Raw genomic sequence first — 25,484 nt, 5'->3', positions numbered from 1 at the left:
GTCGGACTAGACCCGAAACCGAGTGATCTAGCCATGGCCAGGTTGAAGGCAAGGTAACACTTGCTGGAGGACCGAACCCACGAATGTTGAAAAATTCGGGGATGAGCTGTGGCTAGGGGTGAAAGGCCAATCAAACTCGGAAATAGCTGGTTCTCCGCGAAAGCTATTTAGGTAGCGCCTCGCGTGAATACTCCCGGGGGTAGAGCACTGGATGGGCTAGGGGTCCCCACAGGATTACCAAACCTAACCAAACTCCGAATACCGGGAAGTACTGCGCGGGAGACACACTACGGGTGCTAAGGTCCGTAGTGGAAAGGGAAACAGCCCTGACCGCCAGCTAAGGTCCCCAAGTCGTGGCTAAGTGGGAAAGGATGTGAGAATCCCAAAACAACCAGGATGTTGGCTTAGAAGCAGCCATCATTTAAAGAAAGCGTAACAGCTCACTGGTCTAAATAAGGGTTCTTGCGCCGAAGATGTAACGGGGCTTAAGCCACGCACCGAAGCTGCGGGTGTGCACTCTGTGCACGCGGTAGCGGAGCGTTCCGTATGCCTGCGAAGGGAGATCCGTGAGGGCTCCTGGAGGTATCGGAAGTGCGAATGCTGACATGAGTAACGACAAGGAGTGTGAGAGACACTCCCGCCGAAAGTCCAAGGGTTCCTGCGCAACGTTAATCGGCGCAGGGTTAGCCGGCCCCTAAGGCGAGGGCGAAAGCCGTAGTCGATGGGAACCAGGTCAATATTCCTGGGCCAGTGGATGGTGACGAATTCCGGAAGTTGTCGGGGATTACTGGATTTCTCCCGGCAGCCAAAGAGTTCCAGGAAATAGCCTCCACATCAGACCGTACCCTAAACCGACACAGGTGGACTGGTAGAGAATACCAAGGCGCTTGAGAGAATGATGCTGAAGGAACTCGGCAAATTACCTGCGTAACTTCGGGATAAGCAGGCCTCGGCCTCGGGCAACCGGGATCGAGGGGCACAGACCAGGGGGTGGCGACTGTTTACTAAAAACATAGGGCTCTGCGAAGCCGCAAGGCGACGTATAGGGTCTGACGCCTGCCCGGTGCCGGAAGGTTAAGGAGAGGGGTGCAAGCTCTGAACCGAAGCCCCGGTAAACGGCGGCCGTAACTATAACGGTCCTAAGGTAGCGAAATTCCTTGTCGGGTAAGTTCCGACCTGCACGAATGGCGTAACGACTTCCCCACTGTCTCCAGCATCAACTCAGTGAAATTGAATTCCCCGTGAAGATGCGGGGTTCCTGCGGTCAGACGGAAAGACCCTATGAACCTTTACTACAACTTTGCGCTGGCACTTGTGCCGATATGTGTAGGATAGGTGGAAGACTTTGAAGCCGCGGCGCCAGCTGTGGTGGAGTCACCCTTGAAATACCACCCTTATTGACATGATTGTCTAACCGCGGCCCGTTATCCGGGTCCGAGACAGCGCATGGTGGGTAGTTTGACTGGGGCGGTCGCCTCCCAAAGTGTAACGGAGGCGCGCGAAGGTGGGCTCAGGTTGGTCGGAAATCAACCGGTGAGTGCAATGGCATAAGCCTGCCTGACTGCGAGACTGACAAGTCGAGCAGAGTCGAAAGACGGCCATAGTGATCCGGTGGTCCCTCGTGGACGGGCCATCGCTCAACGGATAAAAGGTACTCTAGGGATAACAGGCTGATGATGCCCAAGAGTCCATATCGACGGCATCGTTTGGCACCTCGATGTCGGCTCATCACATCCTGGGGCTGGAGCAGGTCCCAAGGGTTCGGCTGTTCGCCGATTAAAGTGGTACGTGAGCTGGGTTTAGAACGTCGTGAGACAGTTCGGTCCCTATCTGCCGTGGGTGTAGGAGAATTGAGAGGATCTGCCCCTAGTACGAGAGGACCGGGGTGGACGTACCTCTGGTGGACCTGTTGTCGCGCCAGCGGCATAGCAGGGTAGCTATGTACGGACGGGATAACCGCTGAAGGCATCTAAGCGGGAAACCCACCTCAAAACGAGTTCTCCCTTGAGAGCCGTGGAAGACCACCACGTTGATAGGCTGGGTGTGGAAGCGCGGTGACGCGTGAAGCTTACCAGTACTAATAGCTCGATCGGCTTGATTGCTCTCATTAATCAATGTCCATCCGGACCGTTATGTCCGGATCTGGTCCTCGACAGGGACCCAAGTCGCTTCTTGAAGATCTCCTCATTTCACGGAAATCCTGTCCTTGGCCGGCTTGGTGGCCATTGCGGAGTGACCAAACCCGATCCCATCCCGAACTCGGCCGTTAAGCGCTCCCGCGCCGATGATACTGTCCCCTGAGGGACGGGAAAGTAGGTCGCTGCCAGGCCTGCCAATGACAGGACATGTCTAAAAACAATAAATCCAACCTTTTAAAGCCCGCCTCTGGCGGGCTTTTTTGTTGTCTGCGGCGTTGCCGATTTACGCCGCGCCAGCCGGTGCGTGATGACCTGCTCCCCGGTTTGTCCACGCTGCCATGTTCGCTGGCAGCGCGTTCTCCTTGCGTAGCCGCTTCAACTCGGCACGGAGATCGAGCGGGTCGTCCGCAGGTTCATCAGCTTCGCGATCCTGGCTCACCCATCGCCTCCGCGTCGAGAGGCCGATGCCGAAATCGTCTGACATGTCACGCCGCGTCCCCGCGTCAGCGCCAACCGCACCGCTTCACGCCGAAAGTCCGGCGTCGGCAAGTCCAATGGTGGCAGAAGCTCTGCTGGTCGCCGAGACCTTGTCAGGTGAGGAGCTCAAGACGCTGTTCTCGACGCAGCCACCTAGGATGGTTCCGGACACCGCTCGTGCAACCGAGCGGTCAGCGGCCGGCCAGCTTCGTGCCCATGCCGCCCTTGGCAGGTTAATGCGCACCGCCCGGACATCGCTTTCGCCGGATTCTTTAACGTCCATCAAAGCGGGGCGGCGGCCATCCGTGGCCTAATGGGCACGCTTCGAGGCCAAGCACGGCGGTGCAAAGATGGTTTGAAGTGTGGCCGCGCTGATTTTCGTGGGCAGCAAGCTTACGAGAGGTCCCTAATGTCCTCATCGAATGTCGTACTTTGTGCCGCGGTGCGGACCGCGATCGGAACCTATGCTGGCGCCCTCAAGGAGGTCTCGGCGCCCGACCTTGGTGCCGCTGCGATCCGCAGTTCCCTTAATCACGCCAAGCTCAACGGATCCGACATCGACACTGTTGTCATGGGCCAGGTGGTGCAGGCTGGAGCAAAAATGAACCCGGCGCGCCAGGCCGCGATCAACGCCGGGATTCCCATCGATGCGCCGGCAATGACCGTGAACCGCGTCTGCGGCTCCGGTGCGCAGGCGATAGCGACCGCCGCGCAGGAGGTGATGCTCGGATTCGTCAAGTGCGCAGTGGCTGGCGGTATGGAGAATATGGACCAGGCGCCGTACCTGATGACGGGCGGGCGCTGGGGTTACCGCATGGGCGATGCGCACGTTTACGACAGCATGCTGCGCGACGGCCTCAATGACGCTTTCACAGACCAGCATTCCGGCTGGGTGACCGAGGACCTCGTCACCAAGTTCCAGGTGTCCCGCGAAGCGCAGGACGGCTGGGCTCACCGGTCGCAGACGCGATTCAGCGAGGCGCAGGCGGCCGGCAAATTCGAGGCCGAGATCGTTCCGGTCGAGATCCCCGGCCGGAAAGGTCCGTCGGTCTTCGACAGGGATGAGCACAATCGCCCGAGCACGACATTGGAGTCGCTTGCCAAGCTGAGACCGGCGTTTCGTCAGGATGGCACGATCACCGCCGGCAACGCGCCCGGTCTCAACTCCGGTGCCGCGGCGATGATCGTCGCCGACGCCGTTTGGGCCGAGAAACATGACCTCGAGCCCATGGCCCGCCTCGTCTCCTATGGAGTCGGCGCGGTCGCGCCGGGCCTGTTCGGCCTAGGACCCGTACCGGCGGTCCGGCAGGCGCTGGAACGCGCCGGCTGGACGCCCGGTGACGTAGAGCGAGCCGAGGTCAACGAGGCCTTCGCCGCGATCGTGCTGGCGCTCATCCAAGAGCTCGGACTGCCCGAGGACATCGTCAACGTCGAGGGCGGGGCGATCGCCCACGGACACCCGATCGGTGCGACAGGGGCTGTTCTGACCACGCGTCTGCTACACGCCATGCATCGCGACGGGGTGCGCCGTGGGCTAGTCACGCTGTGCATCGGAGGCGGCCAAGGAGTGGCTCTGGCCCTTGAAGCCATCCAGTAGGCAAAAGAGCGGATTGGAAGGGCCTCGTTAGGCTGACGCGAAGGGGGGGCGATAAGGGGCGTAGACCAGACCGTGGAGACCATCATGACGCCACAAGCAGGATCGCAAAAGCGATTTAACGAACGGGCAGAACTGCAGACATCGGACGACGTCCTCAAGAGGATTCGAAAGCTGCGCTGGATCGGCATGGAAGCGGAAGCACGAGCGCTGGAACTGGGGTCGCCCAATCTTGCGCCGATCAATCCCGTCCTGACCGATCGGCTCGATACGGACTGAGTACGTGCGCCTGCATTGGCTGCGCCCATAACCGGGAGCACGCAGCGTTGGAAGCCCTGATCTACTTCGCGCTTCGGGACCGGCCTGCTTTTCCTGCTGATGCGGTTCGGGTGGGGCAGCCATGTCATGGGTCGCGGACAACACGGCGGACGCGACAAGGGCGCAACCGAAAGTGCGGGCAAAATCCGCTGGGTTCCGCCCGGACCGACGTCGGCCCGGTCCGCGGAAAGACGGTACGCACCGACGAGGCCAATTCATCAGTCTATGACGGCACCGTTTACTATTTCTGCTCGCGCGGCTGCCGTTCGCGTTTCGAAGCGGCGCCCTCAATCTGCGCCGGCTCGAAACGAGAGACGTTATTGAAGCAGAAGGATTACGCCCATGGTCGAGCCCCTGCGTATCATTGAACGTCGATGCCCCGGAGTGCCGCTCGTCGCGGTAGCGACGCAGCGGATCCCTGTGCTGGCGTTCGGGACGAGCCTCGCGTCGTTTTCGCTCTCATCTTTTCCGGCCAGGCGATATTCCAGACTTGGTTGCAGCTCCTTCCAGGCTTCACCTGGCTCACGTGGCCGCGCTTGCTGTTCGGGTTCGTTGAGAGCGCTGCCTACGGCTGGTACGTCGCTCTGGTCTGCGGGCCCTTGTTCAACCTCTTTGCCGGATGGTGGATATGATGGCGAGTAGCTCGATGTCCCGGAAGGGACGCGCTGCGTCCCGGAAGGGCCGCGCTGCGGGTGCAAGGGTAGGGCGAGTCGTGCGAACGACCAAAGGGCCAGCCGAAGGCGGAAAGGCCGTTTCTCGCTCGCGCTCTGATGCTCAAGAACAATATCCAGCTGAGGCAGTCCGTGGCGCACGCGAGGGCGCCGCGGCGCCCTCCTTGCAGGAGATCGCCGACTATCAGCGGGATCTCCTCAAGCGCACTATTCTGTTCTGGGACACGCTGCGCCAACGCGCTAACAACATGCTCGAGCACGAGCGCGCCGGGCTGCCGCCGCTGCTCGACTTCAAGTACGAGACGCTGCTCGATGCACGCCGGTTCGACCAACCTGTCAATTATGCGCTGCTGCGGATTACCGAGATCGGCGATACCCACGCCGAAGACTGCGTCGAACCCGACAAACCGCCGGTGATCATTATTGATCCGCGCGCCGGCCACGGCCCAGGCATAGGCGGGTTCAAACGGGAGTCCGAGGTCGGCATGGCCCTTAATGAGGGCTATCCGGTCTACTTCGTGATCTTCTTTCCCGAGCCCGCACCGGGCCAGACACTCGCCGATGTGCTGCATGCGCTGAGGCGCTTCGTCGAGGAGGTGGCGCAGCGCCATCCCGGCAAGCCACCCGTCCTTTACGGCAACTGCCAGGCCGGCTGGGCGGTGGCGCTTCTGTCGGCCGACTGCGAAGGGCTCCTCGGGCCGGCGGTGCTCAACGGTTCCCCGCTCTCCTACTGGGCGGGCGAGTCGGGGGGCAACCCGATGCGCATCTCCGGCGGTCTTCTTGGCGGCGCGTGGCTCGCCCATCTGACCTCCGATTTCGGCGGTGGCCGCTTCGATGGCGCCTGGCTCGCACAAAACTTCGAGAACCTGAAACCGGAAAAGGCGATTTGGGAGAAATACGCCTCTCTCTTCACCAACATCGACACCGAGCGCGAGCGCTTCCTCGAGTTCGAGCGCTGGTGGAACGGTTTCTATTTCCTGAGCCGCGAGGAGATCCTCGCCATCGTCGAGAACCTGTTCATCGGCAACAAGCTCGAGCAGGGACTCTTACGCATCTGCGAAGGCTGCTGGGCCGATCTGCGGCGCATTCGAAATCCGCTCGTCATCTTTGCTTCATACGGCGACAACATCACGCCGCCACACCAGGCGCTCGGCTGGATCCCGGTCGTCTACAAGGACACGGAAGACCTCAAGCAGACCGGGCAGCGCATTGTCTACATGACGACCCCCCATGTCGGGCATCTCGGCATATTCGTCTCGGCCAGCGTGGCGCGGCTCGAGCACCGGGCGATCCTCGAAAGCCTGGATGACATCGAGGCGCTCGAGCCCGGCCTCTACGAGATGAAGATCGACAACCCGTCCGGCGACCCCGACTGCCACAAGCCCGCCTACAGCGTCCGGTTCGAGCCGCGCAAGGTCGAGGACCTCAAGGCCGACCATCCGCGCGAGGCCTTCGAGTCCGTGCGGCGGGTTTCCGAGTTCAACGAGACGCTGTACCGGACGTTCGTGAGCCCGTCGGTGCAGACTTTCGCAACGCCGTGGACAGCCGAGGCGCTCAAGTGGTTGCATCCAATGCGCACCAGTCGGTACCTGTTCTCCGAAGCCTTCAATCCATGGATGCGCGGGATCGCCATACTGGCGGGAACCGTCGCCAGGAGACGGCAGCCGCTTCCCCAGGATCACCCCCTGATTGAACGTGAAAGAGCAGCCATCGGCGAAATCAGCGAGGCGATGGCGCATGCCCGCGAGGCCCGCGACGCCGGCTACGAGCAGGCCTTCAGCCTGCTGTACGGCGAATTGACCGCAGAGAGCCAATCGAATGGCTGAGCTGAGGCCCCCCCGGCCTGTGTCCGCAGCGGCGGCCGGTACGATCCTGGTGATCAATTGTGGCTCGTCGAGCGTTAAGTTTGCGCTCTTTGCCAAGGAAGAGCCGCAGCCGCGTCTCTGATCGGGCGCCATCGAGCGCGTCGGCCTCGCGAACGGCCACTTCCACGCCAGCGATGCCGACGGCGCGACAGTGCTCGACGGAACGGGCGAGATTGCCGACCACGAAACGGCGCTGCGCCTTCTCCTCGACTCGATCGCACGGCATCCCTCGGGCACGCGTTTGGCCGCTGTCGGTCATCGGGTCGTCCACGGCGGTCTCGAGTGCGATTGCCCGGCCATCGTGAACACCGTGCTGGAGGCGCGGCTCCGCAAGCTCATCCCGCTCGCGCCGCTGCGCCAGCCGCACAACCTCGCCGGCATCGCGGCCGTCCGCACCGCTCGCCCGGGCCTGCCGCAGGTAGCCTCTTTCGATACCGCGTTTCGTCACACCCTGCCACGGCTGGCGACACTGACATCGCTGCCGCGGGAACTCTACGACAGCGGGGTTCGACGCTACGGCTTTCACGGCCTGTCCTATGAATATGTTGCTCACGCGCTCCGGCCATGACGGTGTCGATGTCGATGGCGAGCGGATCATCGTCGCACACCTCGGCAACGGCGCGTCCATTTGCGCCCTGCAGGATGGGCGCAGCGTCGAGACCACGATGGGCTTCTCAACGCTCGCCGGCCTTCCGATGGGCACACGCTGTGGCGACCTCGATCCGGGGATTGTCCTCTACCTGCTTGCCGAGAAAGCTATGACGGTCGAGCGCATCCAGCGTCTCCTCTACGAGGAGTCCGGGTTGCTCGGCCTGTCGGGCATCAGCCGCAACATGCAGGATTTACTGACGCAGCGCGAAGAGCCGGCTGCGCTCGAGGCCATCGAGGTCTTCTGCTACGAGGCCCGCCGGCACCTGGCGGCGCTGACCGCGACGCTCGGCGGCCTCGACCGGCTGGTGTTCACCGGGGGAATCGGCGCGAACGCGCCAGCCATTCGAAAAAAGATATGCGAGGCCCTAGGGTATCTCGGCATCGCGCTCGACGACAAGAGAAACACCAATGGCGCTCGCGCGATCTCGGCAGGCACCAGCCGCGTTGCCATCCAGGCGTTCCCTACCGACGAAGAGTGGATGATCGCCCGGCACGTCCAGCAGGTGCTTGCGGCGCAGCCCGCCGCACAGGGGGCGTAAACAATGGCTGCGTCCATTGAGAGCCTGCAGCATCTCATTGATCAGGCAAAGGCGCTGGTACCGATCCGCGTCGCCGTCGCGGACGCCGCGCAAGAAGTCGTGATCGAGACGCTCCGTGACGCGCACGCGCTCGGCTTCGTCGCGCCGCGCCTCGTCGGTGACGCGGACTTGATCGCCGCAACCTGCAAGGACATCGGCTGGGCGACGGCGGGGGACTGGATCGTCCCGGCAAGCACCGATGCGGTTGTTGCGGCGAAAACGGTCGAGCTCGTACGCGAGGGCGAGGCTGATGCGGTCATGAAGGGCAATATCCATACCGATGTGCTCATGCACGCCCTGCTCGACAAGGAGCGCGGCTTGCGTCTGCCTGGACAACGCGTCAGCCACGTGTTCCTGATCGAGGTCTCGACTCATCCGAAACTCCCCGCAATTACGGGCGCCGCGATCAACCTTGCGCCCGATCTCAACGCCAAGGCGCAGATTCTCCAGAATGCCGTCGATCTGCTTCGTCTATTGGGTTTTGAGATGCCGAAGGTCGCAGTGCTGTCGGCGGTCGAGACCATCAATCCCGAGATCATTTCGACGCTCGACGCCGCCTATCTGACGCTCATGGCACGGCGCGGGCAGATCGCCGGCGCGGTGGTCGACGGCCCGCTCGCATTCGACAATGCCATCTCGCGGCGGGCGGCGGAGGAAAAGGGAACCGCCTCAGTGGTGGGGGGGCGACGCCGACATCCTGCTCGTGCCGGATCTCGTGTCCGGCAACATCCTTGCAAAGAACCTCGAATACCTGGCGGGCGCCATTGCCGCCGGCGCCGCTTCCTGTCGGCAATCACGAGTTTAGCCTCGAAGCCGGGAGCCAGGCCGCCCGCTTGCTCATCGTCGCGCCTGTTCGTTGCTATATGCCCGCGAAACTGCACCAGAGGAGCAACTGGGGCATCGCCGCACAGCTCTATGCCCTGAGAGGCTTGCCGTTGGGGGAAGTCCCTCGAGTGCCATATGTGGCTCTTGCTTGTCCATCGGCATTCCCTAGAGGGGGGCGTGAATGCGGCAACAGATCACTTGCCATTATCATCAATTTGACGCCCGTTCGGGTCCGCAATCGAGACGGCCATGACCGGCCGCGACGTTGATCGCCGTGATCGCGAGGCGTTGACCGAGAACGCCGGACTCGCCGATGTCTTCGATCTTGCAAGCCGTAAGCAAAAGCTGAGACCTCTCGCGGTCTAGCTAGGGCGCGGCTAGATCGTTGTGATGGCGGACGCGGCGACGCCCGGCATCGAAACGTGGGGATGCCAGCGCGACGTGCGGGCCATCGCAGCGCCTGCTTTCCGAGGGTGACAGGCTCCTGTTCTTCAAGCTATGTACGACGTTCGATCTCGCCACCGCTCTGCCCGCCCACCAGCTCGGCCTTCGGAATGTCTTCGGCGTGCGCGTGCTCCCATTCGACGATGTAGTCTCTGGCTCGGGGCACGGTGTCGACGCGCTTGGCAAGCTGGATCTGAAAGTTTGCCAGTCCGGCATGGCGGAACGCGGCCTCGCAGCCTGCCAGGTAGAACTCCCACATGCGGCAGAATCGCTCATCGTAGATCGCCGCGATGCGCTCACGGTTCGAATTGAAGCGCCGCCGCCAGGCCTTCAGCGTTTCCGCATAGTGCAGCCGCAGCACCTCGACGTCCGTAATATAAAGGCCGGCCTGCTCGATGGCTGGCAGTATTTCCGACAGCGCCGGCACGTATCCGCCGGGGAAGATGTATTTGTTGATCCACGCATTCGCCGCGCCGGGGCCGTCGGCACGGCCAATCGTGTGGATCAAGGCAACGCCATCATCGTCCAGGAGATCTCTGACCTTTTCGAAGTATTCGCGGTAGTGCGCGGTCCCGACATGCTCGAACATCCCGACCGACACGATGCGGTCGTAGCGGCCGTCTTCCTGCCGATAGTCCTTCAACAGGAACCTCGCACGGTCACCCATGCCAATCTCGTTGGTGCGCCGCCGCGCGTAGGCAATCTGCTCGGAGGACAAGGTGAGGCCCGTGACGTCCACATCGGCAACCTGGATGAGGTAAAATGCAAGTCCGCCCCACCCCGATCCGATATCGAGAATCCGCTGGCCCGGGCGCAAGAGCAGCTTCGCCGCGATATGCCTCTTCTTCTGCGCCTGCGCACGCTCCAGCGTGTCGTCGGGTGACATAAAATAGGCACAGGAATATTGCCGGTCCGCGTCGAGGAAGAGTTCGTAGAGCGCGTCCGAAAGATCGTAATGGTGTGCGACGTTGGCGCGCGCGACCGGTATGGGATTGCGCTGAGCGATCCGTTGGACACGGCGCCTGAGGGAGGCGCGGACGCGCCGCAGTCCATGGCCGTTGCTCCAGCCGAGATTTGAGAAGCAGAGATTCAGGAAGGTGTAGATGTCGCCGTCTTCAATAACGAGCGCGCCATCCATATAGGCTTCCCCAAGCGCCAGATCGGGATGCAGGAGGAGGCGTGGAATGACGGCGGAATCGACGACGCGGATGGTCACTGTCGGCGGACCGCTGCCGATGCGACCGGCGCGACCGTCAGGCGAGACAAGGGTGATTGCTCCGTTGTGGATGATCCGCCGGAGCAAACCTTCCAACAGGGGCATACCCAGCCTCGTCCGAATCTTATCGAGTGAGTGGCTTTGCTTTTTGCGAACCGCGCCGCTGTCAGCGGATTCGAGATGTTCGGACGCAGTCAAGAACGACGAATATCGGGATTGAACGCCCATTTTGAGTCTCCGCACGAACGAAGAGAACCGAGGCATCAGTCGACCATTCGTCGTCGCTGCCTTCTCTGATGGAGATTAGACATCTGCTCTGGGGGGACGGCATCTGCTGGCTCAATCTGGTGCAGGCTTAGATGCTGGGCCGTTTTTATGAGCGGAAATCACATTGCCGTTCAGCCGATCGCAATGGCCTGCGGCACGATGTGACCGAACTCGGCTGTGTCACGCGAAAAACTGCGAGCGATTGCAGCATGGGCTGGTTGCCTTCACGGAATTAGAGTTCAGTCTGAATTCCTCGAAGTCCGAGGGCGCGTCCGTTTCAGGTATGGGAGGCCAGAGTGGCCCTGTGTAAAGCCGAGACCGGTACCGTCACGGAGATCGAGAGAGGAGTGCCGGCGCTCCGCGCCGTGCGCGAGATCATCGACCATTTCCGCGGCATGATCCGCACAAAGACCGTCGCCAACCTTGATCCGTGGATCGATACAGCAAATAGCGGCCTGGATGCCTCATTCGCCCACGGCATCGCCAGGACCGCACCGCCGTCCGCGCCGCAATCACCGAACCCTGGTCGAACGGCCCGACCGAAGGCCAGATCAACAAGCGCACGCTCGTCAATAGGCAGATTTTCGGCGGTGCCAAGATCGATCTGCTCGAAGCACGATTGGCTGGCGCGAATTGATGTGGGCGGCACCATCAGAAATACGGCAAAGCCTAAATTGCGCGCCGATTAACATGTCGAAAACCAGCGCAGAGCCCGGACCTGCGGTCCCAGGCGCTTCACCCATCGCAACACGCTCTCAGCAACGCGGAATCAGGCCGACATTCTTGTGTATGCCCATCTGGCCCCCCGGGAGTTCACCGATTTCTTGCGACATCCGCTTCGCTGATTAGGACCGGAGGGTGATATTTCCTCCGATCTGGCCGGCCCAACCGGGATTTCCGGAGATCTTGTGACTGCGGGAAGGTGCCTAACGCGCGAGAGCCCCGGGGTGTCGGATTGCGCGAACCGAGCAGTTCGGGCCTCGCACTACACTGCGCCGACCCATCGAAACAGTGGCGGGACCACATCTGGAGCGATTCAGTCAGCGTTCGTGAAATGTGGCGAAAATTGCGCGAAACGTTACCAAAAAATAAAAAGATCAGTCACAAAATTATGATCCGAGGCATTTCTTCTCCTAATGCACACCACCTTGCCGACTTCGCATCGGTCAGCTACAAGCGCTTTCCAACGAAGCGGTTCGAAATATGTGTTAGGCGCGATGACAGTTTGCATAGCCCACGAATTCGAACTCGGACGCGGAGTCACATGGTCGTGCGCCTAAGGAGTGCGTTAGTCCTTCTACGCATTGCAATCGTCTTCGCGCTCGTTGCCGTGCCGTTGTCGATGGCGCAGGCCCACACGTCTTCGGATGTAATCGGCTTTTCCGTTCTTGCGACTAACGCTGCGGCGGACATAGCGGTCCCACAATCGAACCATTCCGATGACGTGGTGACTTTCAGTGACGCGCAGGATTGTCCTGGCGAATTGGCTTCGCAGGCCCACCACTCCGGCGACTCAACCAATGCATGCTGTTACGGCATGTGTCTGGCTGATGTTGTCGTGGGGGGTAAAGTGAGGGCCCATGCCCGGATTCAACCCAGCTACTTTAATGACCCCCCGGTTGCCTTCAAAAATGCGGACCTGATCGCGCCGCGCTCTCCGCCACGAGCCTGATTGTACCGAGAGGCAATGCCTCTTCTTAGTCGTGCCGTCCGGGACTATTTGCGGGCAGCTATTCGACTTGGTACATCATCAGGTGTTTTATCTATGCAACGACCACTTGTGGCAGTCCTGCTGCCTCTGCTGCTCGGCGCGTGCGCGGACTCTTCCCTGCCCGACGTCCTGCCCTATCAATCGCCCGCCGACCCGCAAATCGCGGACAGCGCGCCAGCCACCATCAACGTAACCGGCGACTACGTCCGTCGCGAACCGGTCACTCCCAAATCGTGGCAATTGCTCAATCAGGAGCAGGCCCCGAATAAGGGAGCGGGTTCATGATTCCGGTGGCCCGATTCGTTTTCGTTGCCCTGGCGCCGATCGTATTGGCCGGCTGCGTCACCGGGGCGGAGGTTGAGCAATACTCGGCAAAGGATGCCGGCTTTTCGACCGTATCGGCCACTACCGGCGAGATGATCGGCAAGCAGACGGTGTGGGCGCAAGGAAAGGAGGACGCCGAGGCGCTGGCCACGCGCGTCCACGCGCTGGTTCACAAGAAGACAATCAATGCCGATACCGCCGTTCAGGTTGCGCTACTGAACAACAAAGGGCTGCAGGCGGCCTATGCCGATATCGGCCTGTCGGCGGCAGAGGCTTGGCAACAGACGATGCTGCCAAATCCGAGGGTCTCGATTGGGTTTTTCGGCATCATCAATCCCGAGCTTGGCGCCTATCGCTCGATCGAGGGGCTGATCGCTGCCAACATTCTTGCGCTGGCCACGGAAAAATACCGCGTCGATATCGCCGACACGCGGTTTCGGCAGGCGCAATATACCGCCGTTCTCGAAACGCTCCGGCTTGCTGCTGAAACCCGCAAGGCCTGGATCACCGCCGTTGGGGCGTTCGAGACCACCGTGTACTTCAATCAGGCGCAGGACGCCGCCGACGCCGCCTCGGAACTGGCCCGTAAACTAGGCGAAACCGGCGCCATGCCGAAGGGCGGCCAGGCCCGCGAGCATGCGTTTTACGCCGAACTGACCGGCCAGCAGGCCCAGGCGCGCCTGGCCGCGCGACTGGCGAAAGAGAACCTCACACGGCTGATGGGGCTGTGGGGCTCAGATGTGGACTACTTTGTTCCCGACATGTTGCCGAGCCTGCCGGGGTCGGTCGCCAGGAAGAGCGCGATCGAAATCGAAGCGCTCCAGCGCCGAGTTGATCTCCAAATCGCCAAACTTGAGCTCCAGGCGGTAGCACAGGCATACGGATTGACGGAGGCGACCCGCTATGTCACCGACTTCGAGATCATCGGGGGCTTCGAAAGCGAGCGCGAACTCGATGAAAACGGCGGCAGGAAGACCGACACCACACCGCAGGTCGAGCTGGAATTCGTCATTCCGATATTCGATTCTGGCGAGGCGCGGTTGCGCAAGGGCGAACTGACCTACATGCGGGCCGCCAACCTGGTCGCCGAGAAAGCCGTCAACATCCGGTCGGAAGCCCGCTCTGCGTACACGGCGTATACCGCGACCTACGACATCGCTCGGCACTACCAGAACAACGTCCTGCCGTTGCGCCTCGAGGTCGAGGAGCAGTCGCTCCTCACCTACAACGGCATGATCACCAACACCTTCGAGCTGCTTGCCGATACGCGGGCGAAGATCAACACCGTTCTTCAGGCTGTCAGCGCGAAACGCGATTTCTGGCTCGCCGAGACCGATCTCTCCGCTTCGATCTACGGTGGCGGAGATACTGCCGGAGCCAGCGGGGGCGAAGCCACGGCGCTCGCCGACAGCGGCGGCGGACACTAGACCGGAGACAGACATGTTCAACAGACGTCAGCTTCTTGGCGCAGGTGCCGCGCTCGTATCAACTGCCGCCTGGGCGAAAACATCGAATATGGGTTTGCCCGACGCTGCGGTCATGGAGACGGCGAAGACACAGCCACCGCTCCATCCCACCACTGGGCCGGACTATCAGCCGGTCGTTACCATGAACGGCTGGACCCTGCCGCACCGAATGAACAACGGCGTCAAAGAGTTCCACCTCGTCGCCGAACCGGTCGAGCGCGAGATGGCCGAAGGCATGACAGCCTATCTGTGGGGCTACAACGGACAGTCGACCGGTCCGACCATCGAGGCGGTCGAAGGCGACCGGGTTCGCATCTTCGTGACCAACAAGCTGCCCGAACACACCACCATCCACTGGCACGGCATGATCCTGCCGTCCGGCATGGACGGGGTGGGCGGCCTGTCGCAGCCGCATATCAGGCCGGGCAAGACCTTTGTCTACGAGTTCGATCTCGTGAAGAGCGGAACGTTCATGTACCACCCGCACTCCGACGAGATGGTGCAGATGGCGATGGGCATGATGGGTATGTTCATCGTCCACCCGAAGGATCCGGAATTCATGCGGGTCGACCGAGATTTCATCTTCCTGCTCAACGCCTTCGACATCGATCCCGGCTCTTACGTGCCGAAAATAATGACCATGACCGACTTCAATCTGTGGTGCTGGAACAGCCGGCTGTTCCCCGACATCGACCCGCTGGTCGTCTCCAAGGACGACCGGGTCCGGGTGCGGGTCGGCAATCTCACCATGACCAATCACCCCATCCACATGCATGGCTACGATTTCGAGGTAACGTGTACAGACGGTGGCTGGGTGAGACCGGAAGCGCGCTGGCCAGAAGTCTCCATCGACATCCCCGTCGGGGCCATGCGCGCTTACGAGTTCGACGCGAAGTATGTGGGCGACTGGGCGATCCACTGCCACAAGTCGCACCACACCATGAACGCCATGGGCCATGATGTGCCCACCCTTATCGGGGTCGACGCCAGCGGCGTCACCAAGATGATCCGCAAGGTGCAGCCGGAATACATGGCGATGGGGACAGCCGGCATGGCCGACATGGGCGAGATGTCCATGCCGATTCCGGACAACACGGTGCCGATGATGGCCGGCTGGGGCCCGCACGGCCCGATCGAAATGGGCGGCATGTTCTCCGTCGTCAAGGTCCGCGACGGGTTAGCCTCGGGCGATTACGCCGACCCCGGCTGGTACGAGAACCCACCCGGAACGCAAGCCTACGAATGGACCGGCGAACTCCCGGACTTCGCCAAGTCGGCAAGCGCCGAAACAAAGATCACCCAGAAGCCGGTAGCGCCAACCAAGAGTTGAATGCTTGGTTCTGTACTTAACGCGCACACCCACCTGAAAGGAAGTCTAATGAAGAGCTTAGTTGTTGTTCCCGCGTTCGCCTTCCTGTTCGCCACAGCCGCCCTTGCCGGCGGCGGTCATACCGGTGGCCACGGTCACGACGATGCGGCGGAAGGCAAGCACATGGCGGTCGGCGAGCCAGGGCAGGCCTCCGACGTCACGCGCACGATTAAGGTCGAAATGCTGGAAACCGACGACGGGGAGATGATCTTCAAGCCGGACCGTCTTGCGCTTAAGCAGGGTGAGACCGTCCGGTTCACCATCGTCAATACCGGCGAACTCGAGCATGAGTTCGTTCTCGACAACAAGGCGCGCAATGCCGAGCACAAGGATCTGATGCAGAAGTTCCCGGAAATGGAACATGACGATCCGAATGCCGTGCGGCTGATGCCGGGCGAGAGCGGCGAGATAGTTTGGACCTTCACCAACGGCGGCGGTTTTGAGTTCGCCTGCCTGGTTCCGGGCCACTACGAATCCGGCATGTACGGCGAACTGTCGGTCGTCGAATCGCCGGTCACAAATTGACCCGTTTCGCGTTGAACTGAACATACGAGGACCTGTGACATGAGCTACAGACTATCCGTTCCGCTTGCCGCCGCTCTGACGCTGTCAGCGCTAGGCGGTGCGCTCGCCACCGAGTACACCAAGGGGGTGGTCAAAAGCGTCGATCTCAATGCCGGTAAGGTCACCGTCATCCACGAGGAGCTGAAGAACCTCGAAATGCCCGCGATGACCATGGTCTTCGTGGCTGGCGATGACGCGATTCTTGCGCGAATACAGGACGGTCAGGAAATCGAATTCATCGCCGACCGCGTCAAAGGCAAGCTGACGATCATTGAGCTGAAATAGCAAAATAGCGACGAAGGCGGAGCGCTGAATATAGCGCTCCGCCAATTCATAATATCAATTTAAGTTTATTGGCTATTTTTCTTATTTAATTGAAGAAATCAATTTCGAGTTTAAGGGTCATAACAATTAATATTGTAGAATTGCATATCGCTATGCTAGTTCGATGAATGCCAATGGTACGAGTAGATGGGTGCGTCAATGATCGAGCATATCGGGCATGTTTTTCAACACTTTGGGACGAAAGATTTATTGTTCGTTTCTATATTGCTGACCGTTGGGTTTATATATTTTCTCTATATTCAGGGGTGCGGCCTGCCGCGATATTTCCCACGCAGCGAATTCGCGTTCGAAGGCGCCGGTGGCGTCTCCGCGCCGCCTTCGGTTTCCGGAGTTTTTATAGAACAAGTCACTGACCCGGATATGGATACGATATTTATTATCCCGGATATAAGTCACTACACGAGATTTATAGCAGGGGACAATTTTAGTTGTTCCTGCAAGCAGGAGATCATATTTTCGCTGATAAACGCAATAATCGAGGCTGGAACGAAGACTGTCGAGTTGTCGAAACTCGAAGGCGACGCTGCGTTGTTCTTTGCCAATGCTCGCAGTCACTCCAGGGAAGAGATCGGTGACACGGTGATGCGCATTTTTCACGCATTTTTCAAAGAGCGTAATCGCCTGATGGCGGCCAATTTCTGCTCATGCCGCGCGTGCCGTCATATCGGTGATCTGGACCTGAAAATATTCGTTCATAGAGGGCTGGCGACGCGTTTCACATTTCGCGGGTCCGTCGATCATTTCGGGTCGGACGTCGTGATATTATACAGTCTGATGAAAAATAGCGTCATGAGCGACCGATACGTTATGGTCACGGATGCCGCTGCCGAATGCATAAGATTGCCCAGCGCATTCGAGATACAACAAGTCCAGGAACAATTGAATTATATCGGAATCGTGCGCGCATCGGTGTTCCATGTCGATGTAGATACGGTCGACAAAATGTTGCAACCCGGAGCAACTTCTATAAGTACAGAGTTGGGTTTGGGAGGCACACGGTAGGCCTGGTCTGGTTCACTTCTTCTGGCGATTTGCCTGGAGATGATGGTGACGATGAGCATGAGCGCCGATCCGCGCATGCGGGTCGTTGCTGCATTTGAAGATGGGGCTTCGACGCGGGCGGCAGCGCGGCGTTTCCGGATCCGGATTTCGATTGTGGGGTGCTGGCATCGCCACTATCGCGAAACTGGAGAGACGAGGCCGCGCAAGCAGGGGCCGCCGTCGCGTTCGTAGCGCGATGCAAATCCGACCTTCATTCTCGGCCTCATAGAGGACACGCCCGACATCACACTTGCCCAGCTCGGCGAGCGCCTTGTCGTTGAGCGCAAGGTGCGGGTGGGCACCGTCGACGATCCGGCTTTTCCTCAACGGGCTCGGCTGGACGTTCGGAACGTATGGCCGCCCTGTCTGTAAGGGGCTTTGAAGGTGGCGTGAGAGGTCTGCTTAAGCGAACCCGGTCTGGCAAGGCCGTGCTCGTGGCCAAGATGGATATCCGCGCGTCCCGGTCCTCATGACGAGCGTGCCGTCCAAGTAGACTTCTCCGGTCGTCAGATCGGAGCGGCCGTCCGGCCCGACAAGGGGCAATGTACCCTTACGGACGATCTGGCGGAGGAACCGCCGCGGTAGCGGCAGGCCCATCCTCGTCCGCATCTTTGCAACTGAAGGATTTTGCCTTGGGCGAGTCACGCCGATTTCGCCGGATCCGAGATGCCCGAAGACCGTAAAGAACGGCGAATATCGGGATTGAACGCCCGATTCGAACTCCGCGCGAAAGAAGACAACCGAGGCGCCAGCCAACCATTCGTCGGCACTACTCCGTTGCAGAGCTTTTCACCCGCGGCGGTGCGCATCGCCGGTCCCTCGGATGGTCCATTCACGATGAAGACCGAACAACTGCAACTTCCCCCGAGACGACCGGAGGGTCTTTGATGCAGGTTTAAGACCCATCCGGGCGGAGCCTGTAGTCGCCCCTGAACGGTACGGATCGCCGGATAGCTCAAGGCTCCCCGCGGGCTTCATAGAGCCGCGGCGCGGAGAGGGATCGAGATGGGCCGTATACAAGCCGCACGTCGCGAGGCCTGGCGAACAGGCTTCACCGGCGGACTGTTTCCGTGGAACGCCGATTGATGAAAGGGTCACGTCATGGATTGGCTTTCCGAGAACTGGGTTTGGTTGCTGATCGGCATCGCCTTCCTCGCCATGCACATGTTCGGCCATGGAGGCCACGGTGGACACGGTGGACACGGTGGTCGCGTCAGCCGGAAAGCCGATCGCGAGGAGGCAGACGGGCGCGATGAGGATGGGCCGGGTGGTCATCGTCACTAGGGGCCGTCGTCGATGCCATGTCGGATTTTGCGCAGAAGGCGGCCCGGCAAGTTCAGTCGCCGGACGTGGGAGCGAACAAGCACTCTGGTTGGCGGGCGCAAGCCGCCTGTGGATGGCTTCTCTTCTCGGCGTGGAATTGAACGGAGAACGCGATGTTGAACACGCGACTGGTGACCTGGGCATTGAGTCTGTGGGCCGCTATCACCTTCGTTCTTTGTGTGATCTACGGCTTGGTGACGCCGCACGCTCTCGGCATACAGCAGTCCCTCGAAATGATGCTGCCGGCTTTCAAATGGCTGACATGGTGGGGTTTCCTGCTCGGCCTTGCCGAGAGCTTCCTCTACGGCGCTTATGTCGGTCTCGTCTTCTGCCCGATCTACAACTTTTTGTATCGGCGGTGGGGGCAAGAGTCGCGATTTAAGGTCTGAGAAGTGAAAACCGCGGCGGTTGCGATGATCAGTGCGATCGCACTTCTGCCGATCCCAGATTGCACGACGCTCTGGCAGACCGACACCTTTCTAACTACTGCCGGACTTTGATTCCTGATCAAGGACAGTGGACCCGGCAAGAGGAGGCTTGATGGCGGAGAAGAACCGGAAGGACGAGATTCAAGCGGTAACTGTAGATGTCGGCAAGCAGGAGAATCGGGAAGCGCTTCACGTCCTGCGGGTCGGGCCGATCAAGCTGCAAAAGCATGTCATCCGCTTGTTCAACCCTAGTTGGAACAATCGGGCAGGCGTCGAGGGGGGCATGGGTTTCTGCACAGACAAGGCGTACGAAGGGTTCGTGGAAACCGTGCCTGGCTGCGAGCACCTGATCGTCAGGTCGGAGGGCGAGCTGCTCAATTGCTATTTGGATATCCGCCAGGGAGAACAAAGGAGCAGGCTGACGGGACGCCGCACCGACCCGCTCAAACAGGGGAAGGTGATCCCGATCGACTCCCAAGCGTTGAACCGGTGGGACGACTACAGCTTTGCGCGAAACGAGATGTTCGCGCGCACGCAAAATCCCGTCACGTCGTGGATAGTGGTGCGCGCGGAAAACAAACGCCTGGCGCGTCTCAACCTCGTCCGGGACCTTCTGTTACGCCTGCGCTATGACGACAAGGACGAGTCGGCGGTACGGATCAATCCGGACATCGTCCTTCAGTATCGGGAAGCATACGTTCAGAACGGCATGATTGCTCCATAAGGCGAACCAACGCCATCCGAGACGGAGGACCGTAAGATGAGAACGGTGACCATCGACGTTGCCGACCTGCTTTCCGCGCTGAGCGCATTGGGCGTCGAGAAGCAGCTCGGTCGGCTGCCCGGTGTCCAGAAGGCCGAGGTCAACTACGTCGCGGGTAGCGCAACGGTGACCTTTGACGAAGCGACCACTGACCTCAAAGCGATCAAGACCAAGGTGCGCGCGTGCGGATACCACTGCAGCGGCGAAGTACAGCCGAAGCACGTCTGTGAACCCGAGGATCCCCCGGACAACACGCTTGCAGTGGCGGTCCCTGCCAACGAGCCTCACCGCCAGGCGGCGCACGCAACCAATGCGGCGCATCCGGCAGAAGCGATCCTCCATGAACACGCTGCGGTGGCCGGGAAAGCCGATGCCATGGCCCATGAAATGGGCCACGGGGCGGGCACGGACATGCAGGCGATGGTGCGCGACATGCGCAACCGCTTCTGGATCGCGCTCGTCTTCACCATCCCAATCTTCGTCTACTCGCCGATGGGCGGGATGTTCACGCCACCGGCACCGCCCTTTGGGCTTCGCCTCGATCGGTGGCTGTTCCTGCTCGCTACCGTCGCCGTGATCTATCCGAGCTGGCCGTTCTTCGTTGCCGCCTGGCGAGCCCTGAAGAACGGCGTCCTCAACATGGCGGTGCTTGTCGTCCTCTCGGTCGGCACCGGCTACGTGTTCAGCGTCGGTGCGACCTTCTTCTTCCCTGGCGTGCAGTTCTACGAGGCCGTCGCGGTCCTCCTGGTTTTCATCCTCCTCGGCCATTGGCTCGAGATGCGCGCCCGCGCCGGCGCCTCGGCGGCGATCCGCGCGCTGCTCGACCTCGCCCCACCGATGGCGATGGTGCTGCGCGACGGGCGCGAGGTCGAGCTGCCGACGGCCGAAGTGCTGGTCGGCGATATCGTCGTCATCCGCCCGGGCAACAAGATCCCGGTGGACGGCGAGGTCATCGAGGGCGAGTCGCAGGTCGACGAGTCCATGCTGACTGGCGAGTCTATGCCGGTAAAGAAGGAGCCCGGCGATGCCGTGATCGGCGCCACCATCAACAAGAGCGGTACCTTCAAATATCGGGCGACCAAGGTCGGCGCCGACACCGCGCTCGCTCAGATCGTCAAGCTGGTGCAGGAGGCGCAGAACTCGAAGGCGCCCGCGCAGCTTCTCGCTGACAAGGCCTCGCAGTGGTTGGTGCTGATCGCCGTGGTGATCGGGCTCACCACTTTCGCGGTTTGGTTCTGGTGGATTGGCGAGCCTCTGCTGTTCGCCCTGACCCTCACGATCACGGTCTTCGTCATTGCCTGTCCGGACGCGCTCGGCCTTGCTACCCCGATGGCGGTGATGGTTGGCACTGGGCTTGGCGCCATGAACGGCATCCTGTTCAAGAATGCCTCGGCGCTGGAGGACGCGACCAAACTTGACGTGATTGTGTTCGACAAGACCGGAACCCTCACACTTGGGCAGCCGGAGGTCGTGGAGGTCGTCGCCGCACCTGACTCGAGCGAGGACGAAGCTCTGGCGCTGGCTGCCGCGGTCGAGCAGGGCTCAGACCATCCCTTGGCGCAGGCGATACTGCGGCGCTCTGAGAATCTGGCCATCGAGCAGCCGAAGGGCTTCGAGGTGCTCGAAGGCAGAGGCGCGCGGGCCGAGGTGGGCGGCCGCACAGTCATGCTTGGCAACCGCCGCCTCATGGACGAAATCAAGATCGATTTGGCGCCACTGTCGGCCGAGATCGGACGATTGCAGGGCAAGGGACAGACGGTGGTCCACGTGGCGTGGGGCGGCAAGCTTGTCGGGCTGATCGCCATTGCGGACGCCCCGCGACCGACCTCGGCAGCCGCGGTCAGAAAGCTGCGGGAGCGCGGCGTCGATGTCGCGATGATCACCGGCGACAACCAGGAGACGGCGCAGCGCATCGCGGGCCAACTCGGCATCGATACCGTCCTCGCGGAAGTGCTCCCCGGCCAGAAGGCGGAGCGGCTCAAGGAGTTGCAGTCCCAGGGCAGGAGGGTCGGCATGGTGGGCGACGGGATCAACGACGCGCCGGCCCTAACGCAGGCAGACGTCGGCTTCGCGATCGGCGCAGGCACGGACGTTGCCATGGAGAGCGCCGATGTGGTGCTCATGAAGAGTGACCCTTACGACATAGTCGGCGCCATCGAGCTCTCCCGCGCGACCTTGCGCAAGATGCACCAGAACCTGTTCTGGGCGGTGGCCTACAACGTGGTGGCGTTCCCGGCGGCGGCCGGCGTCTTCTATCCACTGGTGATCAGCCCCGAGGTCGCCGCACTCGCCATGTCGGGCAGCTCCGCGCTTGTCGCCGTCAACGCTTTGTTGCTCAAACGGACGCGGCTCGAAGGTATTCACAAGGCGCGGCCACAGGCTGTTGCGACCGGATGATGAAGGCCTTCCGGTAAGGGCGTTATGGTCCGTCGCGCGATGAACGAAATCGTCATCGAGCGCAGTACCAGCCGGCTCGCGTCGGAGCCGTGGCATGCGATCACGGTCGACGCCGTCCGGCGTCGGGTCGGCTCCGGCCATGACGGTCTCTCGCCGGCCAAGCATGCCCGTCGCCTTGCGGAGGTTGGCTTGAACCGGTTGCCGCAACCGGCATCGCGCGGACCGCTCATTCGGTTTCTCGCCCAGTTCCACATCGTCTTCATCTACGTGCTCCTCGCCGCCGCCACCCTCGCCGCTGCGCTCGTCGCGGTTTCGGTGATTTGATCCGACAAGACCGGCACGCTCATCCGCAACGAGATGACCATACGCACCCCTGTCGCTCCGCGGGGGATCTTCGACGTGACCGGCGCCGTTTATGAGCCGCATGGCGCTTTCCAGCACGCCGAACGCGATCTCGCGCCGTGAGAGGGCCTGATCCTGCCTCACCCCGCACGCGCCACCCTGTTGTACAACGATGCCGTCCTGCTTCACGCCGAGGCCGAATGGACGGTTGACGGCGACCCGATGGAAGGGCGCTTGTGGCGTTCGCCATCAAGGCAGGCGAGGACGCCGACGCAATCCGCCGGCAAATTCCGCGCAGCGACGAAATCCCGTTCGACGCCGCGCACCGTTTCATGGCAACACTTCACCACGCTCATACTGACGGCGCGGTCGCTTATGTGAAGGGGCGCCCGAGCGCATTTTGGCGATGTGAGACGACCACCCCGGGCGCGACGGCCGGGAGCCACTCGACCAGCAGAGCTTCTGCCACCATTGGACTTGCCCGAGAAAAGTGGAGAGCACTGCCTGAGGAGCCGGGAGGTGTTCTATGTCCCAGGGGAAACGGCCGACGCCGGACTTTCGGCGTGAAGCGGTGCGGTTGGCGCTGACGCGGGGACGCGGCGTGACATGGCAGACGATCTCGGCATCGGCCTCTCGACGCGGAGGCGATGGGTGAGCCAGGATCGCGAAGCTGATAAACCTGCGGATGACCCGCTCGATCTCCGTGCCGAGTTGAAGCGGCTACGCAAGGAGAACGCGCTGCCAGCGAACATGCCTGCCCCGTTGTGACCTGCCACTGAACTTTCATCCAGTGGCGATTAGAGCCTCGGCTGTTTGTGCTACGCCGCGAGGCGCGGGGTTGGGCAACCGGCGAACCGGTTGCGGTGAGGACCTCGGCGAAGGCCGCCGGGGTCTGGTAGCCGAGCGAGGAATGCGACCTCGCGGTGCTGTAGTCCTCTCTCCATTCGGCACTGGCACTGCGGGCGTGATCGAGGCCAAAAACAGGCTCTCGTTCAACAGCTCGTCGCGCATCCGCCCGTTAAAGGATTCGATGTAGCCGTTCTGCATCGGCTTGCTCGGCGCAATGTAGTGCCACTCCACTCGGTGGTCCTTCGACCAGGCAAGGATGGCGTTCGAGGTAAACTCGGTGCCGTGGGCCAAAACGATCATGTCCGGCCTGCCGCGACGGCCGATCAGTTTGGTCAGCTCACGTGCCACCCGACGGCCGGAGATCGACGTGTCGAGGATCGCAGCGAGGCATTCCCGTGCCACGTCGTCGGCGATGTACAGCACTCGGAACCGCCGTCCACCGGCGAACTGGTCATGCACGAAGTCGAGTGACCATCGCGCATTCACCCTTGCTTCGACCTGGATCGGAGCGCGTGTGCCCACCGCCCGGCGTCGTGCCCTGCGCTTGCGCACCGTCAGCCCGTCCTCCCGGGAGAGCCGGTAGATGCGGTTGATCTCCGACAACTCGCCCTCGCGCCGCAGCAGGATGAGCAGCCGCCGATAGCCAAAGCGTCTTCGCTCGTTTGCAAGCTCGCGCAGCCTGCCGCGCAGTTCCGTCTCCGGCGGCCGGCAGGACCGGTAGCGCACCATCTTCCGATCGGCGCCGACGACGGAACAGGCACGACGCTCCGACAGGCTCATGGCGGCCTGCAGATGCGCGACGGCTTCGCGCCTGGCGGCTGGCCCTACCATTTTTTTGACAGAAGCGCCTTCAGAGCCACGGCCTCCAGCATCTGGTCCGCCAGCGGCGTCTTCGGCTTCGCGTTCTCGACTTGCAGGGCTTTAAGGCGCTTGGCGTCGGATATGTCCATGCCGCCGAACTTCGCCTTCCAGTTTTACAGCGTCGCCTCGCTGACGCCGTGCTTGCGGGCAAGATCGCCCGTCTTCGCCCCTGCCTCGTGCTCGCGCAGCACCGCGATGATCTGAATAGCCCCGCGTTCTGTAGACACCTTCGGGATTAGATTTGGTGCCGTTCGACGACGGCCTCAATGCTCTGCAGGTCCACGATCCCGCACCTGGCGCGCTCGTCATAGCATTGTTGCCCGCAATGGCCATGCCAGAAGCAATCCGCCCATAGAGCAACCAGCGAGGCGTGGGCCGCGCTACCACAGCGCTTCCCTGAACTTCCAGACCATCCAATTCTCGGGAATGAACAACTGGGCCGTGCCCCGGCTCTCGTTGTTGGTGAAACCGCGAGGCTTCGCGAGGTCACCGATATTCAGCGCGTGAAGGTTTCGCGAAGTGGTCATCATTTCCCTCCACCGGAAAGATCCGCGCCGTTCTCGACGCAAGCGATTCGTAGGGAGCAATGCTGGTGCGATCGGTGGCCCGCGCGGTGCTGTATGGGAGGTCGCTCATTCAACAGCGGTCTCGGCAACG

Annotated in this window: 23 protein-coding genes, 2 rRNA genes and 2 pseudogenes (1 of these 27 only partly in view); 24 read left to right on the top strand and 3 right to left on the bottom strand. The window is 61.3% G+C overall.

What is annotated here, in order from left to right; all coding sequences use genetic code 11:
• The 9 genes from ACSF9G_RS06080 to ACSF9G_RS06040 all read left to right on the top strand — a co-directional run.
• Positions 1-2,102, top strand: a 23S ribosomal RNA gene (locus ACSF9G_RS06080); it begins 650 nt to the left of the window's first position.
• A gap of 112 nt (positions 2,103-2,214) precedes the next feature.
• A 5S ribosomal RNA gene (rrf, locus tag ACSF9G_RS06075) occupies positions 2,215-2,329 on the top strand.
• A gap of 695 nt (positions 2,330-3,024) precedes the next feature.
• The gene (locus ACSF9G_RS06070; protein WP_436639482.1) at positions 3,025-4,212 is read left to right on the top strand and encodes a thiolase family protein; all 1,188 of its coding nucleotides are present in this window, start codon (positions 3,025-3,027) and stop codon (positions 4,210-4,212) included.
• Between the two features lie 84 nt (positions 4,213-4,296).
• Positions 4,297-4,488 carry a hypothetical protein gene (locus ACSF9G_RS06065; RefSeq protein WP_436639481.1) on the top strand — a complete coding sequence of 64 codons (192 nt, stop codon included), beginning with the start codon at positions 4,297-4,299 and terminating at the stop codon, positions 4,486-4,488.
• 110 nt (positions 4,489-4,598) lie between these two features.
• Positions 4,599-4,895, top strand: a complete 297-nt coding sequence (locus tag ACSF9G_RS06060) for a YHS domain-containing protein (RefSeq protein ID WP_436639682.1) — start codon at positions 4,599-4,601, stop codon at positions 4,893-4,895.
• A gap of 278 nt (positions 4,896-5,173) precedes the next feature.
• Positions 5,174-7,024, top strand: coding sequence for a DUF3141 domain-containing protein (locus ACSF9G_RS06055; RefSeq protein WP_436639680.1), 1,851 nt, complete (start codon positions 5,174-5,176; stop codon positions 7,022-7,024).
• Positions 7,025-7,154: 130 nt separating this feature from the next.
• The gene (locus tag ACSF9G_RS06050) at positions 7,155-7,631 is read left to right on the top strand and encodes a hypothetical protein (RefSeq protein ID WP_436639678.1); all 477 of its coding nucleotides are present in this window, start codon (positions 7,155-7,157) and stop codon (positions 7,629-7,631) included.
• Entirely contained in the window at positions 7,606-8,253 is a 648-nt protein-coding gene (locus ACSF9G_RS06045) for a hypothetical protein (RefSeq protein ID WP_436639480.1), read from the top strand. The genes ACSF9G_RS06050 and ACSF9G_RS06045 overlap by 26 nt, the downstream gene beginning before the upstream one ends.
• 3 nt (positions 8,254-8,256) lie before the next feature.
• The gene (locus tag ACSF9G_RS06040; RefSeq protein WP_436639479.1) at positions 8,257-9,216 is read left to right on the top strand and encodes a phosphate acyltransferase; all 960 of its coding nucleotides are present in this window, start codon (positions 8,257-8,259) and stop codon (positions 9,214-9,216) included.
• A 397-nt stretch (positions 9,217-9,613) separates the two neighbouring features.
• On the opposite strand, the gene ACSF9G_RS06035 is transcribed toward ACSF9G_RS06040, so the two are convergent.
• On the bottom strand, positions 9,614-10,882 hold the full coding sequence (locus ACSF9G_RS06035) for a class I SAM-dependent methyltransferase (protein WP_436639676.1): 1,269 nt from the start codon (positions 10,880-10,882) through the stop codon (positions 9,614-9,616).
• 527 nt (positions 10,883-11,409) lie between these two features.
• Here ACSF9G_RS06035 and ACSF9G_RS06030 point away from each other — a divergent pair.
• From ACSF9G_RS06030 to ACSF9G_RS05960, 15 genes and pseudogenes are all read left to right on the top strand, one after another.
• Positions 11,410-11,733 carry a hypothetical protein gene (locus ACSF9G_RS06030; protein WP_436639478.1) on the top strand — a complete coding sequence of 108 codons (324 nt, stop codon included), beginning with the start codon at positions 11,410-11,412 and terminating at the stop codon, positions 11,731-11,733.
• Positions 11,734-12,824: 1,091 nt separating this feature from the next.
• Complete coding sequence (locus ACSF9G_RS06025) at positions 12,825-13,040, top strand: hypothetical protein (protein ID WP_436639477.1); 216 nt, start codon at positions 12,825-12,827, stop codon at positions 13,038-13,040.
• On the top strand, positions 13,037-14,506 hold the full coding sequence (locus ACSF9G_RS06020; protein WP_436639476.1) for a TolC family protein: 1,470 nt from the start codon (positions 13,037-13,039) through the stop codon (positions 14,504-14,506). The genes ACSF9G_RS06025 and ACSF9G_RS06020 overlap by 4 nt, the downstream gene beginning before the upstream one ends.
• Positions 14,507-14,519: 13 nt before the next feature.
• A complete protein-coding gene (locus ACSF9G_RS06015) occupies positions 14,520-15,875 on the top strand; it encodes a multicopper oxidase family protein (protein ID WP_436639474.1) in 1,356 nt (451 codons plus the stop codon).
• Positions 15,876-15,923: 48 nt separating this feature from the next.
• Entirely contained in the window at positions 15,924-16,439 is a 516-nt protein-coding gene (locus ACSF9G_RS06010; protein WP_436639473.1) for a cupredoxin domain-containing protein, read from the top strand.
• A gap of 39 nt (positions 16,440-16,478) precedes the next feature.
• A complete protein-coding gene (locus ACSF9G_RS06005) occupies positions 16,479-16,763 on the top strand; it encodes a copper-binding protein (protein WP_436639472.1) in 285 nt (94 codons plus the stop codon).
• Positions 16,764-16,961: 198 nt separating this feature from the next.
• On the top strand, positions 16,962-17,825 hold the full coding sequence (locus ACSF9G_RS06000) for a DUF2652 domain-containing protein (RefSeq protein ID WP_436639471.1): 864 nt from the start codon (positions 16,962-16,964) through the stop codon (positions 17,823-17,825).
• Positions 17,826-17,864: 39 nt separating this feature from the next.
• Complete coding sequence (locus ACSF9G_RS05995; protein ID WP_436639470.1) at positions 17,865-18,056, top strand: helix-turn-helix domain-containing protein; 192 nt, start codon at positions 17,865-17,867, stop codon at positions 18,054-18,056.
• A gap of 909 nt (positions 18,057-18,965) precedes the next feature.
• Positions 18,966-19,148, top strand: coding sequence for a DUF2933 domain-containing protein (locus ACSF9G_RS05990; protein WP_436639469.1), 183 nt, complete (start codon positions 18,966-18,968; stop codon positions 19,146-19,148).
• A 152-nt stretch (positions 19,149-19,300) separates the two neighbouring features.
• Positions 19,301-19,576: a DUF5676 family membrane protein gene (locus tag ACSF9G_RS05985; protein WP_436639468.1), complete on the top strand. Its 276-nt coding sequence runs from the start codon at positions 19,301-19,303 to the stop codon at positions 19,574-19,576.
• A 151-nt stretch (positions 19,577-19,727) separates the two neighbouring features.
• Positions 19,728-20,339, top strand: a complete 612-nt coding sequence (locus tag ACSF9G_RS05980) for a polyphosphate kinase 2 family protein (protein WP_436639467.1) — start codon at positions 19,728-19,730, stop codon at positions 20,337-20,339.
• 36 nt (positions 20,340-20,375) lie between these two features.
• Entirely contained in the window at positions 20,376-22,775 is a 2,400-nt protein-coding gene (locus ACSF9G_RS05975; RefSeq protein WP_436639464.1) for a heavy metal translocating P-type ATPase, read from the top strand.
• Between the two features lie 39 nt (positions 22,776-22,814).
• The gene (locus ACSF9G_RS05970; RefSeq protein WP_436639462.1) at positions 22,815-23,099 is read left to right on the top strand and encodes a cation-transporting P-type ATPase; all 285 of its coding nucleotides are present in this window, start codon (positions 22,815-22,817) and stop codon (positions 23,097-23,099) included.
• Positions 23,100-23,353: 254 nt separating this feature from the next.
• Positions 23,354-23,704 carry a hypothetical protein gene (locus tag ACSF9G_RS05965; protein WP_436639460.1) on the top strand — a complete coding sequence of 117 codons (351 nt, stop codon included), beginning with the start codon at positions 23,354-23,356 and terminating at the stop codon, positions 23,702-23,704.
• Positions 23,644-23,852, top strand: a pseudogene (locus ACSF9G_RS05960) (transposase); the annotation flags it as partial. The gene ACSF9G_RS05965 and the pseudogene ACSF9G_RS05960, both read left to right, overlap by 61 nt.
• A 100-nt stretch (positions 23,853-23,952) precedes the next feature.
• Here the strand turns inward: ACSF9G_RS05960 and ACSF9G_RS05955 are convergent.
• Positions 23,953-25,054: pseudogene (locus ACSF9G_RS05955) on the bottom strand (IS3 family transposase); the annotation flags it as partial.
• Positions 25,055-25,207: 153 nt separating this feature from the next.
• Positions 25,208-25,354: a hypothetical protein gene (locus tag ACSF9G_RS05950; RefSeq protein ID WP_436639458.1), complete on the bottom strand. Its 147-nt coding sequence runs from the start codon at positions 25,352-25,354 to the stop codon at positions 25,208-25,210.
• Positions 25,355-25,484: the final 130 nt, after the last annotated feature.

The organism is Microbaculum mangrovi (assembly GCF_051390635.1).
GTDB lineage: Bacteria > Pseudomonadota > Alphaproteobacteria > Rhizobiales > Tepidamorphaceae > Microbaculum.
Note: the sequence above shows the minus strand (reverse complement) of the source record. Positions and strands in the feature narration are given on the sequence as shown.

Coding starts and splice junctions, on each gene's coding strand:
- ACSF9G_RS06070 (WP_436639482.1), top strand. CDS start 3,025: ATGTCCTCATCGAATGTCGTACTTTGTGCCGCGGTGCGGACCGCGATC.
- ACSF9G_RS06065 (WP_436639481.1), top strand. CDS start 4,297: ATGACGCCACAAGCAGGATCGCAAAAGCGATTTAACGAACGGGCAGAA.
- ACSF9G_RS06055 (WP_436639680.1), top strand. CDS start 5,174: ATGTCCCGGAAGGGACGCGCTGCGTCCCGGAAGGGCCGCGCTGCGGGT.
- ACSF9G_RS06045 (WP_436639480.1), top strand. CDS start 7,606: ATGTTGCTCACGCGCTCCGGCCATGACGGTGTCGATGTCGATGGCGAG.
- ACSF9G_RS06040 (WP_436639479.1), top strand. CDS start 8,257: ATGGCTGCGTCCATTGAGAGCCTGCAGCATCTCATTGATCAGGCAAAG.
- ACSF9G_RS06035 (WP_436639676.1), bottom strand. CDS start 10,882: ATGCCCCTGTTGGAAGGTTTGCTCCGGCGGATCATCCACAACGGAGCA.
- ACSF9G_RS06020 (WP_436639476.1), top strand. CDS start 13,037: ATGATTCCGGTGGCCCGATTCGTTTTCGTTGCCCTGGCGCCGATCGTA.
- ACSF9G_RS06015 (WP_436639474.1), top strand. CDS start 14,520: ATGTTCAACAGACGTCAGCTTCTTGGCGCAGGTGCCGCGCTCGTATCA.
- ACSF9G_RS06010 (WP_436639473.1), top strand. CDS start 15,924: ATGAAGAGCTTAGTTGTTGTTCCCGCGTTCGCCTTCCTGTTCGCCACA.
- ACSF9G_RS06005 (WP_436639472.1), top strand. CDS start 16,479: ATGAGCTACAGACTATCCGTTCCGCTTGCCGCCGCTCTGACGCTGTCA.
- ACSF9G_RS06000 (WP_436639471.1), top strand. CDS start 16,962: ATGATCGAGCATATCGGGCATGTTTTTCAACACTTTGGGACGAAAGAT.
- ACSF9G_RS05995 (WP_436639470.1), top strand. CDS start 17,865: ATGATGGTGACGATGAGCATGAGCGCCGATCCGCGCATGCGGGTCGTT.
- ACSF9G_RS05990 (WP_436639469.1), top strand. CDS start 18,966: ATGGATTGGCTTTCCGAGAACTGGGTTTGGTTGCTGATCGGCATCGCC.
- ACSF9G_RS05985 (WP_436639468.1), top strand. CDS start 19,301: ATGTTGAACACGCGACTGGTGACCTGGGCATTGAGTCTGTGGGCCGCT.
- ACSF9G_RS05980 (WP_436639467.1), top strand. CDS start 19,728: ATGGCGGAGAAGAACCGGAAGGACGAGATTCAAGCGGTAACTGTAGAT.
- ACSF9G_RS05975 (WP_436639464.1), top strand. CDS start 20,376: ATGAGAACGGTGACCATCGACGTTGCCGACCTGCTTTCCGCGCTGAGC.
- ACSF9G_RS05970 (WP_436639462.1), top strand. CDS start 22,815: ATGAACGAAATCGTCATCGAGCGCAGTACCAGCCGGCTCGCGTCGGAG.
- ACSF9G_RS05950 (WP_436639458.1), bottom strand. CDS start 25,354: ATGACCACTTCGCGAAACCTTCACGCGCTGAATATCGGTGACCTCGCG.